This window comes from Microvirga arabica, assembly GCF_016811235.1.
GTDB classification, from domain to species: domain Bacteria; phylum Pseudomonadota; class Alphaproteobacteria; order Rhizobiales; family Beijerinckiaceae; genus Microvirga; species Microvirga arabica.
On record NZ_JAFBID010000056.1, the window covers coordinates 12,829 to 29,794 of the forward strand.

Annotated in this window: 17 protein-coding genes; 3 read left to right on the plus strand and 14 right to left on the minus strand. The window is 62.0% G+C overall.

Going from position 1 to position 16,966, the window contains the following annotated elements; all coding sequences use genetic code 11:
• Positions 1 to 103: 103 nt before the first annotated feature.
• From JQC81_RS22450 to JQC81_RS22460, 3 genes are all read right to left on the minus strand, one after another.
• Entirely contained in the window at positions 104 to 1,144 is a 1,041-nt protein-coding gene (locus tag JQC81_RS22450; RefSeq protein ID WP_203274036.1) for a Fe(3+) ABC transporter substrate-binding protein, read from the minus strand.
• 146 nt (positions 1,145 to 1,290) lie between these two features.
• On the minus strand, positions 1,291 to 1,965 hold the full coding sequence (locus JQC81_RS22455) for a Crp/Fnr family transcriptional regulator (protein ID WP_203274037.1): 675 nt from the start codon (positions 1,963 to 1,965) through the stop codon (positions 1,291 to 1,293).
• 114 nt (positions 1,966 to 2,079) lie between these two features.
• Entirely contained in the window at positions 2,080 to 2,307 is a 228-nt protein-coding gene (locus tag JQC81_RS22460; protein ID WP_203274038.1) for a hypothetical protein, read from the minus strand.
• Between the two features lie 168 nt (positions 2,308 to 2,475).
• Here JQC81_RS22460 and JQC81_RS22465 point away from each other — a divergent pair, with 168 nt between their 5' ends.
• From JQC81_RS22465 to JQC81_RS22475, 3 genes are all read left to right on the plus strand, one after another.
• Complete coding sequence (locus JQC81_RS22465; protein WP_203274039.1) at positions 2,476 to 3,270, plus strand: pentapeptide repeat-containing protein; 795 nt, start codon at positions 2,476 to 2,478, stop codon at positions 3,268 to 3,270.
• A gap of 124 nt (positions 3,271 to 3,394) precedes the next feature.
• A complete protein-coding gene (locus JQC81_RS22470) occupies positions 3,395 to 3,844 on the plus strand; it encodes a sigma factor-like helix-turn-helix DNA-binding protein (RefSeq protein ID WP_203274040.1) in 450 nt (149 codons plus the stop codon).
• 325 nt (positions 3,845 to 4,169) lie between these two features.
• Positions 4,170 to 4,949, plus strand: a complete 780-nt coding sequence (locus JQC81_RS22475; protein ID WP_203274041.1) for an outer membrane protein — start codon at positions 4,170 to 4,172, stop codon at positions 4,947 to 4,949.
• 470 nt (positions 4,950 to 5,419) lie between these two features.
• Here the strand turns inward: JQC81_RS22475 and JQC81_RS22480 are convergent, their stop codons facing one another.
• From JQC81_RS22480 to JQC81_RS22530, 11 genes are all read right to left on the minus strand, one after another.
• The gene (locus JQC81_RS22480) at positions 5,420 to 6,652 is read right to left on the minus strand and encodes a phenylacetate--CoA ligase family protein (RefSeq protein WP_203274042.1); all 1,233 of its coding nucleotides are present in this window, start codon (positions 6,650 to 6,652) and stop codon (positions 5,420 to 5,422) included.
• Positions 6,653 to 6,742: 90 nt separating this feature from the next.
• Complete coding sequence (locus tag JQC81_RS22485; protein WP_203274043.1) at positions 6,743 to 7,132, minus strand: DUF805 domain-containing protein; 390 nt, start codon at positions 7,130 to 7,132, stop codon at positions 6,743 to 6,745.
• A gap of 103 nt (positions 7,133 to 7,235) precedes the next feature.
• The gene (locus JQC81_RS22490) at positions 7,236 to 8,072 is read right to left on the minus strand and encodes an ABC transporter ATP-binding protein (protein ID WP_203274044.1); all 837 of its coding nucleotides are present in this window, start codon (positions 8,070 to 8,072) and stop codon (positions 7,236 to 7,238) included.
• Between the two features lie 62 nt (positions 8,073 to 8,134).
• Complete coding sequence (locus JQC81_RS22495) at positions 8,135 to 9,457, minus strand: ABC transporter substrate-binding protein (protein WP_203274045.1); 1,323 nt, start codon at positions 9,455 to 9,457, stop codon at positions 8,135 to 8,137.
• A gap of 68 nt (positions 9,458 to 9,525) precedes the next feature.
• Entirely contained in the window at positions 9,526 to 10,611 is a 1,086-nt protein-coding gene (locus JQC81_RS22500) for a branched-chain amino acid ABC transporter permease (RefSeq protein WP_203274046.1), read from the minus strand.
• 13 nt (positions 10,612 to 10,624) lie between these two features.
• Entirely contained in the window at positions 10,625 to 11,581 is a 957-nt protein-coding gene (locus tag JQC81_RS22505) for a branched-chain amino acid ABC transporter permease (RefSeq protein ID WP_203274047.1), read from the minus strand.
• A 9-nt stretch (positions 11,582 to 11,590) separates the two neighbouring features.
• Complete coding sequence (locus JQC81_RS22510; RefSeq protein ID WP_203274048.1) at positions 11,591 to 12,391, minus strand: ABC transporter ATP-binding protein; 801 nt, start codon at positions 12,389 to 12,391, stop codon at positions 11,591 to 11,593.
• On the minus strand, positions 12,388 to 14,367 hold the full coding sequence (locus JQC81_RS22515) for an AMP-dependent synthetase/ligase (protein ID WP_246520598.1): 1,980 nt from the start codon (positions 14,365 to 14,367) through the stop codon (positions 12,388 to 12,390). The genes JQC81_RS22510 and JQC81_RS22515 overlap by 4 nt, the downstream gene beginning before the upstream one ends.
• Positions 14,368 to 14,603: 236 nt before the next feature.
• Positions 14,604 to 14,807 (minus strand): hypothetical protein, encoded by a 204-nt coding sequence (locus tag JQC81_RS22520; RefSeq protein WP_203274050.1) that lies wholly within the window; start codon positions 14,805 to 14,807, stop codon positions 14,604 to 14,606.
• A 323-nt stretch (positions 14,808 to 15,130) separates the two neighbouring features.
• A complete protein-coding gene (locus tag JQC81_RS22525; protein ID WP_203274051.1) occupies positions 15,131 to 15,298 on the minus strand; it encodes a hypothetical protein in 168 nt (55 codons plus the stop codon).
• Between the two features lie 67 nt (positions 15,299 to 15,365).
• Entirely contained in the window at positions 15,366 to 16,889 is a 1,524-nt protein-coding gene (locus tag JQC81_RS22530) for a sensor histidine kinase (RefSeq protein ID WP_203274052.1), read from the minus strand.
• Positions 16,890 to 16,966 lie beyond the last annotated feature (77 nt).

Below are 16,966 nucleotides of genomic sequence, written 5' to 3' on the forward strand. Positions count from 1 at the left end.
CAGTCTGGGTTTTGGCGATCACGGTCAAAAGGAAACGGCGCCACCGTTGCCGGCAGCGCCTCTCTGAACAGGAAGAGGGCGGCTGAAGGAGCCGCCCTTTGTCTTATTGGTCGAAGCCAACCTTGTCGACCAGCTCGCTGGCCTTCTTGCGGAGCTTGGCGATCTCGGCGATCTGCACGTTGTCGGCCTTGAGCTCGCCGAAGGAGGCGATGGTCGGATGGATCTTGATGCCGGCCTTGATCGGGTACTCGGAGTTGGCCTCGGCATGAATGCGCTGGGACTCGTCCGAGACCATGTACTCCATGAACTTCACGGCGTTCGCCTTGTTCGGAGCGTTCTTAGCCAGCGCGAGGCCGGAGATGTTCACGTGCGTGCCGCCGCCCTCGAAGGTCGGGAGGATCACGTTGACCGCCTGGCCCCACTTCTTCTGCTCCTCGTCCTTGCCGTTGAGCATGAGCGAGACGTAGTAAGTGTTGCCGACGGCGATGTCGCAGACACCGGCCAGGATGTCCTTGGCCTGCTCGCGGTCGCCGCCCGAGGGCTTCTTGGCGAGGTTCGCCTTCACGCCCTTCAGCCATTCCTCGGCCTTCGCCTCGCCCTTATGGGCGATCATCGCGGCGATCAGGCTGATGTTGTAGAGGTTCTGGCCCGAGCGGATGCAGACCTTGCCCTTCCACTTGGGATCTGCAAGCTCCTCATAAGTGATCTTGTCCTGCTTCACGCGCTCCTTCGAGGCGTAGACCACGCGGCCACGCAGGGCGATGCCGAACCAATGGCCTTCCGGATCGCGGTAGGCTGTCGGAATGACCTTCTCCAGCGCTTCGGACTTCACGGCCTGTGTCACGCCGTAGTCCTTGGCGGCTGCCAGGCGGCCGATATCCACCGTGATGATCACGTCGGCCGGGCTGTTGGCGCCCTCGGTGCGGATGCGCTCCTCAAGGCCGTTGTTGATGAAGATCGTGTTGACCTTGATGCCGGTCTCTTTGGTGAACTCGTCAAGCACGGGCTTGATCAGGCCGGGCTCGCGGGTGGTGTAGATGTTCAGCACTTCCTCGGCCGAGGCGGAGAGGCTTGAGCCGGCCAGAGCACCAAGAGCAGCCGCCCCGCAGAGCAGACCGCGCGCAAACGAGATGTTCGCCATCATGAGTTCCTTCAGAATTGATCATGGGCGGCGTGGTGCCGTGTCCCATTGATGCTGCAAGAACCACGATCGCACTTTGCGGTCAATTAAAAAGCAGATAAAAAACAATAGCTTATAAGAATTCTAAACTGACATTTCTTGTAATTCTTCTAAGCTGAAGCGGCTTTCCGCACCGTCTCGACCTCCGGCAGGGCGGCGCGAAGACGGACGATCTCCTCCTCCATCTTTTCCATGTTGTTAAACAGCCGCTCGCTGGCGAGACGCAGGAAATAGAAGCCGAACTGGGGATTCTGGAAATAGAGCTGGCGCACCTCGTCGTAGGAGATGCTCAGCACTTCTCCGGCCTCGATGCACTCCAGGGTCTGCGTGCGGGTGTTATCAGGCGAGAGAAAGCCCATCTCGCCGACCACTTGGCCCTGGACCAGCTCGATCCCCATCTCCTTGAGCCGATAGCGACCGGAGATCGTGTAGAACATGCAGGTGGCGGCATCGCCCTTGGCGAACAGCACCTCGCCGACCTTTGTGGTGCGGCGCGTCATGAAGGGCTTGAGCCACTCCATGGACAGGTCGCTCTTCGAGGCCTGCTTCACGCGCTTGATCAGGCCGAGCATCTGATAGAGCCGTACGCTGTTGATCGGCAGCAGGATCAGGTTGGCCACAACGCCTGGAATGTTGCCCAGATAGGCCGAGACGATCAGGGAACAGATATTGGCTCCGATCCCGATGCAGCGCAGCGGGATGATCGTCTTCATCGCGCAACCCGCAATCGCCAGCGTTGCCCCCAGCCAGCCGATGGCCTCAACCCACGTGATGGACCAAGTCATGGAATTTCGCCCGCGTTCCTATCTCACGATAGGGCATATACCATCGGAATAGGAATCTGCGCCAGCTACGCATTGGCGCAGGATTGAGGGCTGCGAGTTGCTCCCCTGGCAGGATCAGGAACGGGGCGAGGCGGGCGGGCCCGGCACGCTCAGCGTCCGGCGCTGAGCCGTCGTGCGAGCGCTCCCGCCGGCGGCGTTGTCCCGTGAGGCTTGACCGGAGACGGAAGGCGGGGGCGGAACAGGATCGCGAGGCAGGACACCGACGGGACCTGTGGAGGCGACACAGCCGCCCAGGGTGAAGCCGCCAAGAAGGAGTGCGGAAACGGTGACGATGGTACGCATGCGTGCCTCCACAAGAATCGATGCAGAAGCTAGACCATACGTAAGGGAAGTCGAGTCCTGCACGATTCTTGCGCGATCCAGTCTTGCGCGATCCAGGAAAGTTGCAGCTCGGGTCTCCTCGGCGCGGGCGCGAAGCCTAGTTATGAATCACAGCCTTGAGAGGGCCCCATGGAGGAATGTGAGTTCGTGCAGATCAGGGCGTCTTCCCTGGCGGCGGGGGCGTGGAGCCGGGTCATCGGAGGCCTCGTCCTCCTTGTTCTCTGCGCAGCCCCTGCAGCGGCCAAGTGTCAGGATGCGCCGGGTCCGGGTGCCGATTGGTCCGGATGCTCCAAGGCCCGCCTCGTCCTCACCGGGGAGGATCTGACCGGAACCATTTTCCAGCGCTCCCTGCTGACCTTGAGCGACTTCGCGTCGTCGAAGATGGCAGGAGCCAACCTGAGCGAGACTGAAGTGAGCCGCACCCGCTTCGAGGGAGCGGATCTGTCGCGCGCCGACTTCACCAAGGCTCTCGGCTGGCGCGCCAATTTCGGGCAGGCCAATCTCACCGGAACCGTGTTCGTCTCGTCCGACATGAGCCGCTCCAACTTCGCCCAGGCCAAAGCGGCAGGAGCAAACTTCAACAAAGCCGAGTTGAACCGATCCGACTTCAGCGGCGCTGATCTGACAGGGGCGAACCTGGCCAAAGCCGAGCTTGCCCGCGTGCTCTTTCAGAGCGCCAGGCTGACCGGCGTGGATTTCAGCTACTCGAACCTGTCCCGCGCGCGCCTCATCGGGCTCGATCTCCAGGGGGCGAATTTTACCGGGACCTACATGTTCCTGGCTCAGATCGGCGGCTCGGACCTGAGCCGTGCGACCGGCCTGACCCAGGCCCAAATCGACATCGCGTGCGGCACGGCGCAGACCAAGCTTCCGGACAGTCTGTCCCAGCCGAAATCCTGGCCCTGCAAGGAAGAGGAGGACTGATCGCCCGGCCTTTGCTGAAACCAAGCCTGAGCGTGGCCGTTATTCCATTGACGAGCGTTCGGACTGCAGGCCGGGAATCTGTTTTCTTGCAAGCCGTCCTTGTCCCTGAAGGAGTGCGTTCGATTTGACCACGCTCAAGGAATTCGAGGATGCCCTGCGCGAGCAGGGAATGCACATGGCGCTGGCCATCCTGCAGAAGCTGCGGGATCGTGACCGCACGAAGCGTTCTGTGGCCCCTGCGCGACGCATCGCCGGGCGCAAGATGACGCCGGAACTGGCGAGGCGCATCCTGGAGCTGCACGCGACCACCGAGATGACCCAGCAGGAGATCGCCTTCCAGCTTGGCGTCAATCAAGGCCGCGTCAACGAGGTGATCAAGCGCGGGAAGTGGCTGGACGACAACCCGGCAGCCCCGGAGGCCGTCGCAAGGGATAAGGCGAAGGCCCGGATGGCTGATCCAAGTGCCCGAAAGCGCGCGGAGAAGCGGGACGTTCGAGCCTCCGCGTCTCCCGACAAGAAGCGCCCAAGCCCGAAAACAGGCAGTCCGGCTCAATTGCTGCTTGGTGACCTGTAGATTTACCGGTTCGCTTTCGGCGAGATTTCCAGAAAAAACCCCGCCCGGTGGGGCAGGGTTGAGTGATCTCCTCGCCTTCGGTTGTTAAGCCGAAAACATAGGTATTAGGACATTCGCGAATAGCAATGTCAATCCATTTTAAATAGTTTGTTAAGAGACTTATTTTCACGTTCTATAGATAATATTCTCAATTGCGAAGGTAGTAATACTTTTTTGCCACTTGAATACTTGAGGTTTTATCAACTGTTGCTGGTTTGCCATAGCATTCCCGTAGGTAAGGAGCGTAAGTTTTGCCCGTTGATCCTCACATCAAGGGGTTACGGTCATGAGAAAACGCGTACTGAGTCTCCTGACAGGGGTTGCCGGCGTGACGCTTGCTGCAGCCGCTGCCTCTGCTGCGGACCTCCCGGCCCGCGCAGCACCGCCTCCGGCTCCTTTTGTCGCGGCGGCCCCGATTTTCACCTGGACCGGCTTTTACGGCGGCGTGAATGCCGGTTGGGGCTGGCGCGGTGATGATGAGGAATCGGTCGTTCTCGGCGGCGCAACCCCCGGAACCCTGGTCTTTCCAGATAATGGGGATGGTGGTTTCACGGGCGGCGCCCAGATCGGTTACAACTATCAGATCGGGTCCTTCGTGATCGGTCTCGAGACGGACATCCAATGGGCGGACACCGACGAGGCCGAGGACGTCAGGTTCTTCCCGGCCGGTGCTCCCGGTACTTTCGTGCCTGGTGAATTCGACAACAACCTGTCGGATTGGTTCGGCACTGTCCGGGCTCGTGCAGGCGTCGCGTTCGACCGCGTCCTGATCTACGCCACAGGTGGCCTTGCCTACTCGGATGATACTACCGGTTGGGTGGCGGGCGGCGGCGTGGAATGGGCGCTTCCCGTCAACTGGTTCGGCTCTGCGGCGGTCACCTTCGGCATCGAGGGATTGTGGCTCAGCTTCGATGAGGACGATGACGACTTCAACGGAGTGGTGGGAACCTTCACGCCTGCTGGCGGAGGCGCGGCCATTCCGGTGGTAGCTCCGACACGAGGGGACAACGAGAACGACTTCTTCGTTGCCCGCGCAAAGCTGAACTTCAAGTTCGGCACGTTCTGAGGCGACACTGGCCTGTGGCCGACGGGGTTCGGGAAACCCGGGCCCCTTTTCATTACGAGCCGGCAAAGCCCGTAAAGGGTCCCAAAAAGAAATAGCCGCGACCCGTCCTTAAAGGATCTGTGGTCGCGGCTCCGGCCCGTAGTTGCCCCCACGGGAAGCTCAGCTCTAGAGCCGGAAAACGTGACCTCATTGAGGCGCTGTTCCGGCTACAAAAATTTTTCAAAAAAGTTTGGAACCAACTTTCGGCGCCAGCGTTATCAGGCATCTCCGGTCATTTTTGCCCCTACGGCCGGACACCTTAGAGCACCCTTTCGGGTGCTCTTTCTTTTTGTAATCCCTTATCTTTTTCGAAATTCCGAATCACTGTCGAGCTTGAGCTTAAGAACTGCGAGTCAGGCGTTCAAGGCGTGTAAGCTTGGCTGTCATTGCAGCCGCGCAAAGCCGAATTGCCGGAATGAAAGCGAAGCAGTTCAATCATACTTGCGCTCGTCGGCAATGACCTTCCCGTCGTTCGGCAGGCCCCCGGGCGCGGCAAAGGTCACGTTGCCCTTCAGCTTGGCAACGCTGAGCAAGGTCGCGCCGACGGCAGCGGCGAGGTCGTCGCTCGGTGTTGCTGTTTCCGCTGCCAGGGTCATCACGTCCGTTTCGCCCTCGCGGGTCACGATCAGGCGGAGGCGCCCCAGTTCCGGGTGGCGGCGGCCGATCTCGGCCACCTGCTCGGGTCGCACGAACATGCCCTTGACCTTGGTGGCCTGATCGGCCCGGCCCATCCAGCCCTTGATGCGCATGTTGGTGCGCCCGCAAGGGCTCGCGCCCGCCATGACGGCCGTGAGGTCGCCGAGGGCAAGGCGAATGAAGGGGTGGTGCGGATCGAAGGTAGTGACGACGATCTCACCCACCTCTCCCTCAGGCACTGGATCGCCGGTTCCGGGCCGGACGATCTCCACGATGATGTCCTCGTTGACCACGAGCCCTTCGCGGGCGGAGGTCTCATGGGCGATGAAGCCGAGATCCGCCGTGGCATAGGCCTGATAGGCCTCAATGCCCTTTGAGGAGAACTCCTCCTGCAGCGATTTTGGAAAGGCTGCACCCGACACGAGCGCGCGTCTGAGCGATGAGATGTCTCGTCCCCCCGCGGCTGCGCCGTCGAGCAGGATCTTGAGAAAGTCCGGCGTGCCGCAATAGGCTACCGGACGATAGGCCTCGATGAGTTCGAACTGCTGCTCGGTGTTGCCGGGTCCGGCCGGAATGACGGCGCAGCCCAAGGCCCGCGCACCGGAATCCATGATGAATCCGCCCGGCGTCAGGTGATAGCTGAAGGTGTTGAGCACCACATCGCCGCGCCGGAAGCCGGCGGCGAAGAGCCCGCGGGCCGACCGCCACGGGTCGGCGGCGTCCGGCTCGGGTTCGAAGATCGGGCCCGGCGAGGTGAAAAGACGCCCGAAGGATCCGGGCGCACCGGCCACAAAGCCGCCGAAGGGCAGGGCGCCTTTTTGCAGCCCCGGCAGCTCGGCCTTGCGCAGCACGGGCAAGGCTGCCAGAGCCTCGCGGCTCGTGATGCCGGCAGGATCGATCCCCTTCAGCCGCTCGGCATAGGCTGGCGAGCGGATAGCATGCCGAAGGATTTCGGGGAGCCGCGCAAAGAGCGCAGCCTCGCGCTCGTTGGGATCACGGGTTTCGAGAGCGTCGTAATGATCCGCCAAGAGCGCGTCTCCCGTTCAACAGAATGCTTTCGGGAGATCGTCGGACAAGCCCGACGATCTCACCATGAATGTGCCAGCGCCGGCAGCGTTTCAAGCGCGGACCATGTGTGCGTTTGAAATTGATGCCTGCATCGGATCCGGCCCGAACTGGTTCGGCCCAACGGTGCCGCGCTGGCAGAAGAACACGATAAGCACGACCGCGCCAACAAACGGAATGAGGCCAAGCAGGAGCCACCAGCCCGACCTGTCGGTATCGTGCAAGCGGCGCACACCCGCAGCGATGCTGGGAACCAGAAGAGCCAGCGTGGCGATCAGGTAGAGAAGCGGGATGTCGCCGAAGATCACGGAGTCCAGAACGCTGGCGACGATGTTCGCGATTACCATGAACAGGAAGAAGTACCAGTACTCCGAACGCTGAGCCCGCCCGGAGAAGGTGGCGTATTTGTTGAGACAGGTTTTGATCGCTTGAGAAAAGTCCATTGAGTGCCCCCAGTAAGGAATGACGCGAGCTGTTCATCGCTCACATCGGACCCTAAGAAAAGCTATGACGTAACGTCAAGTGCGGTTCGGCACATCCCCGGCTTCACGCCAGCCAACGCTTGCGCCGCTTGTAGCTTTTCACGGCGCGGAACGACTTGCGGTCGCCCTCTGATACGCCGAGGTAGAACTCCTTCACGTCCTCATTCTCGCGCAGCATCTGCGCCGGCCCGTCCATCACCACGCGGCCGGTCTCGAGGATGTAGCCGTAGGTCGCGTATTTGAGCGCCATGTTGGTGTTCTGCTCCGCGAGCAGGAAGGACACGCCTTCCGTGGCATTGAGCTTGCGCACGATCTCGAAGATCTCCTCCACGATCTGTGGCGCGAGGCCCATGGAAGGTTCGTCCAGCAGGATCATCGAGGGCTTGGACATCATGGCGCGGCCGATAGCGCACATCTGCTGCTCGCCGCCAGATGTGTAGCCCGCCATGGAGGTGCGCCGCTGCTTAAGGCGCGGGAAGTATTCGTAGATGGCCTCGATGTCGCGCCGGATGGCGGCATTGCCGTCCTTGCGCGTGAAGGCGCCGGTGAGCAGGTTTTCCTCAATGGTGAGATGGCCGAAGCAGTGGCGGCCCTCCAGCACCTGGATGCAGCCGCGCCGGACGAGTTCGTTCGGGGACAGCTTATCGACGCGCTCGCCGTTGAACTCGATCGAGCCCTTTGTCACCTCGCCGCGCTCGGCGCGCAACAGGTTGGATATGGCCTTGAGTGTCGTCGTCTTGCCGGCGCCGTTCGCGCCGAGCAGCGCCACGATGCCTCCCTTGGGCACGTTCAGCGAGACGCCTTTGAGCACGAGGATCACATGGTCGTAGACGACCTCGATGTTGTTGACCGTGAGGACGGTTTGGGTCGCCTGCGGTTGCATCTGAACGGCGCTGCTCATGTGCGCTTCCTGTCAGGAGGAGGGGAGGCATGCGGGCACCCCGCCCGCATGCCCTCAGTGCATCAGCTCGCCTTGTCGCAAGCCTCAGTCCGCTTGGGCCAGCCGGCGTTCTTCTCGGCATAGTCCTTCGCGGCGGCTTCGAGCTGACCTTTCACGCGATCGGTCATCGGCTCGATGGGGTTGGAGATCTTCACCCACTTGGTGCCATCCCATTCCTGCATGAAGGCGGCGCGGTGGCCATTGTGGTCCGAGCAGGACAGCACGAGCTGGTCGGTGAAGCCTTCGAGCCCAAGCTCCTTCAGGCGAGCCGGATCGAGCTTGATGTTCTCCATGCCACGGCGCACGTCCTCACCGGTCACGACCTTCTTGCCGGTGACCTTCTGCGCCTGGGCAATGCCCTCGGCAATCAGCAGGGAGTTGTAGACGCCGCGGTTGTAGAGAAGCTCGCCGACCTTGTCCTTCGAAGCCTTGGAGAGGCCCTTGTCGACCACGTGCTTCTGGATGTCCTGGATGGCGGGGAAGTTCGTTCCCACCGCATGCCAGTTGAGCATCTTGAAACCCTTCGCGCCGGCGCCGCCCGCACGGGCGTCGTCCTCACCCGGCCACCACACCGAGTAGAACTTGTCCATCGGATAACCGGACCGGACAGCTTCCTTCACGGCTGCGCCGTTCATGGAGCCCCAGCCCCACATGATCATATAGTCGGGCCGGTCGCGGCGGGCGCTGAGCCATTGCGAAGACTGGTTCTGCATGTCCTGCGCGGCGACGGGGTAAAGCGCGACTTCGAAGCCGATATCCTTCGCCAGCTCCTGGAGCAGCGGCACCGGCTCCTTGCCGAAGGCGGCGTCGAGATGCAGGAAGCCGATCTTCTTGCCCTTCAGCTTCTCCAGTCCGCCTTCCTTCTCGCCGATGTACTTGACGATCATCGACAGGCCATCCCAATAGGTGGCCGGCGGGTTGAACACCCAGGGGAAGATGTCGCCACGGGCCGAAGCCGAGAGGCCATAGGCCATGGACAGGATCGGGATCTTGTCCACGGAGGCGCGCGGGATGAGTGGCAGTGTGATGCCCGTCGACCATGGGTTCACGATGACCGGGTTCTTGCCCTTGACGGATTCATAGCATTCGACGCCCTTCTTGGTGTCGTAGCCGGTCTCGCATTCCTCAAGCACGAGCTTCACGCCGCCGATGCCCCCGTCGCGCTCGTTCAGCATGCGCAGGTAATCGTGCATGCCGTCGGCGATGTGGGTACCGGATCCGGCGAAGGGTCCGGTGCGGTAGGTGAAGAGGGGAACATAGACCGAGTCCTGCGCGAAGGCAGGCAGGGCCATGCCGGCGAGCATAGTCGCGGCGGCTAATCCAAGACCTAATTTGCGAAACGACATTCGTTTCCTCCCGTTGTATCGGCTAAAGAGCCGAATTGTTGTTACGTCTGTCTCCTTGCGACCCGCCGTCAGTAGGGGAACGGCCAGACCAGGAGCTTCTGCTTGCCGATCTGCCAGAGCCGCGCGAGGCCGTGCGGTTCGACGATCAGGAAAAAGATGATGAGCGCACCCACGATCATGAAACGCAGGTGCTCGATCACGTCGGCACCCACCGAGATACCGAAGGGCGACATAATTGCCGGCAGCACGATGCCGAGCACGATCGGCAGGATGAAGATGAGCGCGGCGCCGAAGAACGAGCCGATAAGGCTCCCCAAGCCGCCGATGATCACCATGAACAGGATGAAGAAGGATTGGTTGATGTTGAACACGTCGTATTCGGCGCCGCCATACCAGAGGAACACGAGGAGCGCGCCGGCGACGCCGCAATAATAGGACGATACGGCAAAGGCCAGGAGCTTCGTCTGCAGCGGCCTGATGCCCATGAGCTCGGCCGCCAGATCCATGTCCCGGATCGCGATCCACATGCGCCCGATGCGGCCATGAACGAGGTTCGAGGCGAGCCAGGTGAGCAGGATCACGATGGTGAGCACCACGAGGTAACGGGTCTGCGGCGTGGCGTTCGGACCCATGATCGGGGTGCCGAACAGGGTGCGCAGCGGCGCATCGAGGGCTCCCGAGACATTGTAGTTCACCAGCCACGGGATGCGGATGAAGCACCATTGCAGGAAGAATTGCGCGGCGAGGGTCGCGACTGCGAGATAAAAACCTTTAATGCGCAGCGAAGGCAGCCCAAACAGCGCGCCGATGGCGGCGGAAAAGAAACCGGAGACGAAGATCCAGACGATGACGTTCACCTCCGGGAAGGCCGTCATCAGCTTGTAGCAGGCATAGGCGCCCACGCCCATGAAAGCGCCGGTGCCCAGCGACAGCAGGCCCGTGTAGCCCGTGAGGATGTTCAGTCCGATGGAAGCCAGCGAGAACACCAGGAACGGGATCATCACCGCCTGCAGCAGGAAGCTGTTGCCGAGGAAGGCCAGTGCATAGGCGGCAATGATGATGAGGCCAAGCCCAATCCTGTCCTGGCGCAGGGGGAAGATTGCGCTGTCCGCCACATAGTTGGTCTTGAACTGGCCGGCCTCACGGTAGAGCACTGAACAATCCTTCTTAAATCCGTTCGATGATCTTTTCGCCGAACAGACCCTGCGGCCTGTAGAGCAGGAAGAGCAGGGCGATCACGTAGGCGAGCCAGGTCTCGACGCCGCCGCCCACGAGCGGTCCCCAGTAGAACTCGCCGATCTTCTCGCCTACGCCGATGATGAGCCCGCCGATGATGGCGCCGGGGATAGAGGTGAAGCCGCCGAGGATGAGAACGGGCAACGCTTTCAGCGCGATGATCTGGAGCGAGAAGGACACGCCCGATCGGGCGCCCCACATGATGCCCGCCACCAGCGCCACGATGCCGGCGGCAAACCACACGATCACCCAGATCTGGTTGAGCGAGATGCCGACCGAAAGCGCCGCCTTGTGGCTGTCCGCTACGGCGCGCAGCGCCCGACCGATGCGGGTCTTGGAGAAGAACACCGCCAGCAGGCCGATCATGATCGACGCAATGACGGCGGCGGCGATGTCGAGATGCTGGAAGCGCACCATCCCGCCCAGCATGTCCAGTTCCGTCGTGCCCTGGGGCAGGAACAGTGCGTCGGTGATCATTTCCTTCGGGTTGCCGCCGAAGATGAGCTCGCCGAAGCCGATGAGGAAATAGGTGAGCCCAAAGGTCGCCATGAAGAGGATGATGTCGGGCTGGTTGACGAGGGGCCGCAGCACAACCCGCTCCACCACGACGGCGAGAACGAGCATGACGAGCACCGCGAGGATGAGCGCCAGGAAGGCCGGCACGCCCTTCTCGTAGAGACCCACCAGAGTCAGGGCCGCGAACACGACCATGATGCCTTGAGCGAAGTTGAACACGCCCGATGCCTTGAAGATGAGCACGAAGCCGAGCGCGATCAGCGCATAGAGCACGCCGGAGACGAGCCCTTCCCAAAGGGTCTGGATCAGAAGATCCGGCGCCTCGCCCATGAACACGAAGGGCTCGATGAAAATCTTATAGAGAATGTCCATCGCCCGTCCTCAATGCGCCACGCCGAGATAGGCATCGATCACGCGCTGGTCGCCCTTGACCTCGGACGGCGTGCCATCGGCAATCTTGCGCCCGTATTCCAGCACCACGACCCGGTCGGAGAGATCCATCACCACACCCATGTCGTGCTCGATGAGGGCGATGGTGGTCCCGTACTGCTGGTTCACCTCCAGGATGAACCGCGACATGTCTTCCTTCTCTTCCAGGTTCATGCCCGCCATGGGCTCGTCGAGCAGCAGAAGCTCCGGCTCCATGGCCAACGCCCGACCGAGCTCGACCCGCTTCTGCAGGCCATAAGGAAGGCGTCCCACCGGAGTCTTGCGGATGTGCTGGATCTCAAGGAAGTCGATGATCTCTTCCACGAATCGGCGGTGCTCGACCTCTTCCTTCATGGCCGGGCCATGGCGGAAAAGCTGCCAGAAGAAGTTAGAATGCATCTTGATGGAGCGGCCGGCCATGATGTTGTCGAGCGTCGACATGCTCTTGAAGAGAGCGACGTTCTGGAACGTGCGGGCGATGCCGCCGCGGGCCGCCTCGTAGGGGCGCATCTTTGGGCGCTTCACGCCCTTGAAGGTGATGCGTCCTTCGGTCGGGTAGTAGAAGCCGTTGATGCAGTTGAGCATCGAGGTCTTGCCGGCACCGTTCGGCCCGATGATGGCGCGGATCTCGCTCTTGCGAATGTCGAAGGACACATCGGTGAGCGCCTTCACGCCGCCGAAGCCCAGCGACACGTTCTCTACCGCGAGCAGCACGTCGCCCTTGGCAAAGACGGGATTGTCGGGTGCTCTCATTCCGCAGCCTCCAGTACATGCCCGTTCTCGGCCGGATAGAGCTTCATGTCCTTGATCTTGACCCGTGCGGAGATCACGCCCTTGCGGCCGTCCTCGAAGGTGACTTCCGTCGAGATGTCCGCCTCGGTCGAGCCGTCATAGAGCGCCTGGATCAGGGGAGCGTAGCGGTCGGCGATGAAGCCGCGGCGCACCTTCTGCGTCCGGGTGAGCTCGCCGTCGTCGGCATCAAGCTCCTTATGCAGGATCAGGAACCTTTTGATCTGTGCGCCGCCCATGCGCGGCTCGGAGGCGAGTGAACGGTTCACCTCGTCGACGTGCTTGTCGATCATGTCGTAGACACGCGGATGACCAGCGAGCTCCTGGTAGGAGGCATAAGTGACGCCGTTGCGTTCGGCCCAGTTGCTCACCGCCACGAGGTCGATGTTGATGAAGGCCGCCACATAATCCCGGCCATCGCCGAAGCAGACCGCTTCCTTGATGTTGGGATAGAACTTCAGCTTGTTCTCGACGTATTTCGGCGGGAAGAGTGCGCCGTCCCGCATCTTGCCCACATCCTTGGCGCGGTCGATGATCTTGAGGTGGCCGTTCTGGTCGAAGAAGCCGGCATCACCCGAATGCACGAAGCCGTCGGGCGTTTTGGTCTCTGCGGTCTTCTCGTCGTCCTTGTAGTAGCCGACGAAGACGCCGGGCGAGCGATAAAGCACCTCGCCGTTATCGGCGATGCGGATCTCCACCTGCGGCGCAGGGCGGCCCACCGTGTCGGCGCGGATCTCGCCGTCAGGCTGCATGGTGATGTAGACGCTTGCCTCCGTCTGCCCGTAGAGCTGCTTCAGGTTCACCCCGATGGAGCGGTAGAAGCGGAAGATCTCAGGGCCGATGGCTTCGCCCGCCGTGTAGCCCACCTTCACCCGCGTCATGCCGAAGCGATTGCGCAAGGGCGCGTAGACAAGCACGTTGCCGAGCTTCCAGAGCAACCGGTCCCAGGCGCTGACGCCCGGCTCCCGGTTCAGGATTTTCTCGCCGACCTTGTTGGCGTGGTTGATGAAGTAGTGGAACATGCGCCGCTTCAATGCGCTCGCATCCTCGATGCGCACCATGGTGAGGGTAAGCATGCTCTCGAAGATGCGCGGCGGGGCGAAGACGTAAGTAGCGCCGATCTCGCGCCGGTCGTCCGCCACCGTTTCCGGGCTCTCGGGGCAGTTCACGCATAAGCCGGCGAGAAATGCCTGCGCATAGGAGAAGATGTGGTCGCCCACCCATGCGATCGGCAGGTAGGCCATGATCTCGTCGCTCTCGTCGAGCTTGTCGAAGTCGCAGCCGATCGCGGCTGCCGCGATCACCGCGTTGGAGGTGAGCATCACGCCCTTGGGGCGGCCCGTGGTGCCGGAGGTGTAGAGAATGATCGCGAGATCCGCGCCCTTGCCGTCCTGAAGTGCGCGTTCAATGACCTCCGCCTCCTGGGCATCCGCGAGCCGGGCGCGGCCTTCCTCAACCACGGATTCGATGGAGTGCAGGCGGCTGTGGTCGTAATCCCGCAAGCCCTTCTGCTCGTCATAGAGCACATGCTGAAGCTGGGGCAGTTGCTCGGACACGGAGAGAAGCTTGTCGACCTGCTCCTGGTCCAGCACGGCTGCGTGAGTGACCTCCGCATGGGCCAGCACATAGGCCATCTCGTCGGCGACAGAGTCAGCATAGACCGGGATCGGGATCGCCCCGATCCATTGGGCCGCGGCGATGCTCCAGTAGAGATAGGGCCGGTTGTAGCCGACGATGGCGATCTTGCCGCCACGCTTCAACCCGAGCGATTGCAACCCGCTGGCATAGGCGCGCACGATCTCGTGCACCTCGCCCCATGTCCAGGATTGCCAGATTCCAAGGTCCTTGTGCCGAAACGCGGTGCGGTTCGGGCGCGTGCGCGCGTTGCGCACGAGCAGTTTTGGAAATGTATCCGCGCGCGCATCTGCTGCCGTCGTCAAAGACGTCAACCTCCCTGGCACCCGCGCGTCTTCTGGCGCGGTATGGCTACGTTCCCTCTTGATGCATGGCCGTACCGGCTCATGCACCTGCCGGTCTTTTTGCCGGCGTCGTTAGGGAAGCATTCTGTCGCGCCCGTCAGGGGAGGGCAAGGGCCATGATCCGCTACCATGGGCTAATGGCCCATGCGGGCGATTTCCCGCAGCCGTGGAAGGTCCGAAGATTCGATTCAGGCTTTTTAGGGAACGGCCGTGAGGGCTGCCGGCTCGATCTCATCGGCCCTGACGAGGCGCTCGATCCCCACCGTGTTCTTGACCCGATAAACCGCATATCCGTCCGACTTCGACACCAAGCAAACGATGCAGTAGGTGCGGTGATCCGCATAACCTGAGACTGGTCTGCTGATCCGGACAAGCTGTCCGATATGGAATGCCTCGTTCATGGGCGCCTCCACCATCTTCGACGCGAACGGAGGGAGCTTGAATATGCCTACGGGAGCGCCATGCGATCTCCCAATGTGGCTGCCAAGCTCGAACGTCAGCCCGCGCTCTTCCACGCTTTGACCAGATCAGGAAGGAGGGCTGCGGCAAAAGAATGACGGTTTGTCCCTTTGGCCCTCGCCCGCGACATGATGCCGTCCCCATCCGGACATGACAGGCGTTAGGAGACCGCAGGTCCTATACGGTCGCATTAACATGGGATAGACCCAAGGCGCGCTAGTGTCGCCGCCTCGGGAGCGCTCCAGATCTCGGATGATCGTTCAGCCTACTGCGCAGGCGGCCCGGCCGGGCGGCTGGGGACGGTGGGGTTGGCGGGTGTCGTATTGGCCGGCTGGTTGTTTTTGTCCGTGCTTCCGGTCTGGTCCGGACCATCGTCGCCGCAGGCGGACAGGGCGAGGAGGGCAGCCAGAGGCAGGATGAATTTGAGGCGCATGATGGTCTCCTTGTTGGGTTCTGTTCAACTCCCACCCCTTCAGGAGGTTCACCAATCGCATTGCGGATCAGCTCTGTTGAATTGGCATGGTCACCACGAAACGGGCCCCGGAGGGAGAGTTCGGACCCGGTTCCACCTGGGCCTGCAATTGCCGGGCGATGTTCACGATCAGGCGTGATCCGAGGCTCTTGCGATGCTTGGAAAACTCGAACCCACCCGGAAGGCCGACACCCTGGTCCGCCACCTCCAGCCGAAGCTCCCCGCCGCTCGCGGAGAGCCGCACCTCGACGGGTCCGCCGCCGCCTTCTGGATAAGCGTATTTGAACGCGTTGGTGACGATCTCGTTGAGGAGCAAGCCTAAGGAAATCGCCCGGTCGGTCGTGATCATGACCGAATGGCCATGAAATTCGAGCCGATGTTCCATGGCCGTTTCCTGAAGCTTGTGACAGAGGTCGTTCAGGAAGCCGCAAAGGTCGACGCTCTGGGCATCGTATTGCCGCCAGAGCCGGTCGTGGATCTGTGCGATGGTCTGGACCCGCGCATAGGCATCTTCCAGGGCCTGTCTGGCCTCGGGATTGGTGGTTGAGCGGGATTGAAGCCCGAGCAGGCTCGCCACCAGCGCCAGGGAATTCTTGACCCGGTGGCTGACCTCCTGGGTCATCAACTGGTTCCGTTCTTCCGCCTCGCGCTGCTCGGTCACATCGGTGTTGGTGCCGAACCAGCGCAGGATCCGGCCGGCGCTGTCGCGGATCGGCAGGGCGCGGGAGAGAAACCAGCGGTAGGATCCATCCTGGCCACGGAGCGGAAAGGTATCCTCCCACGGCTCGCCGGTCTCGAAGGAGCGGCGGATGCGTTCCACCACCCGCTCCAGGTGGTCGGGGTGGTGCAGGGAGCGCCAGCCCCACCCCTTGATCTCCTCGAAGTCCAAACCTGTGTAGTCGAAGATGCGCTGGTTGTACCAATAGATCGACCCGGAAGCGTCGGCCATCCAGGCGAGCTGCGGAATGGAATTGGCCAAGGTGCGGAAGCTCTCCTCGCTCTCCTGCACCGCCTGCTCGACCCTGACGCGCTCCATGGCGACGCCCAGGATATTGGCCACACCCTGCAGAAAGGCGATGTCAGCCTGGGTGAACTTGTTCTCCTGCGGGCTGTCGGCTTCAAGCACGCCGAAGGACCAGTCGCGCCCGCGGATCGGCACGTTGATCGCCCGTCGGACGCCATGCTCGACCATCACCTGGGAGGCGCGGAACCGATCTTCGCCCTCGGCGGCAGGCGCGCCAAGATGGCTGGAGAGCACGGCCTCGCCGGTGCGGAAAGCATAGCCTGCCGCAGATCCCAAATCGGCAGACGCACGAGCATGCCCGACCACACCGGGCCGCCAGCCGATGCCGGCCCGCAGGAGGAGCTTGTCCTCGTCCGGGCGGTATTCCAGCACTTTCGACAGCTCGCTCCCGAGGCCAATGGCACTGATCCTGCAGGCCTCCTGCAGAAGGGCGTCGAGGTCCATGGCCTGCAGGGCGAAGAGGCCGAAGCCTGCCAGCACCTCCTGCTGCCGGAGCCGGTATGCCAATTCTTCGGATCGATGCGACACGGGGAGGAGTTCGGCTCCTCTGGACGGTGATGGGCTGCTGCTCACAAGCCGGACTCATGACAAGATGTGAAAAAACT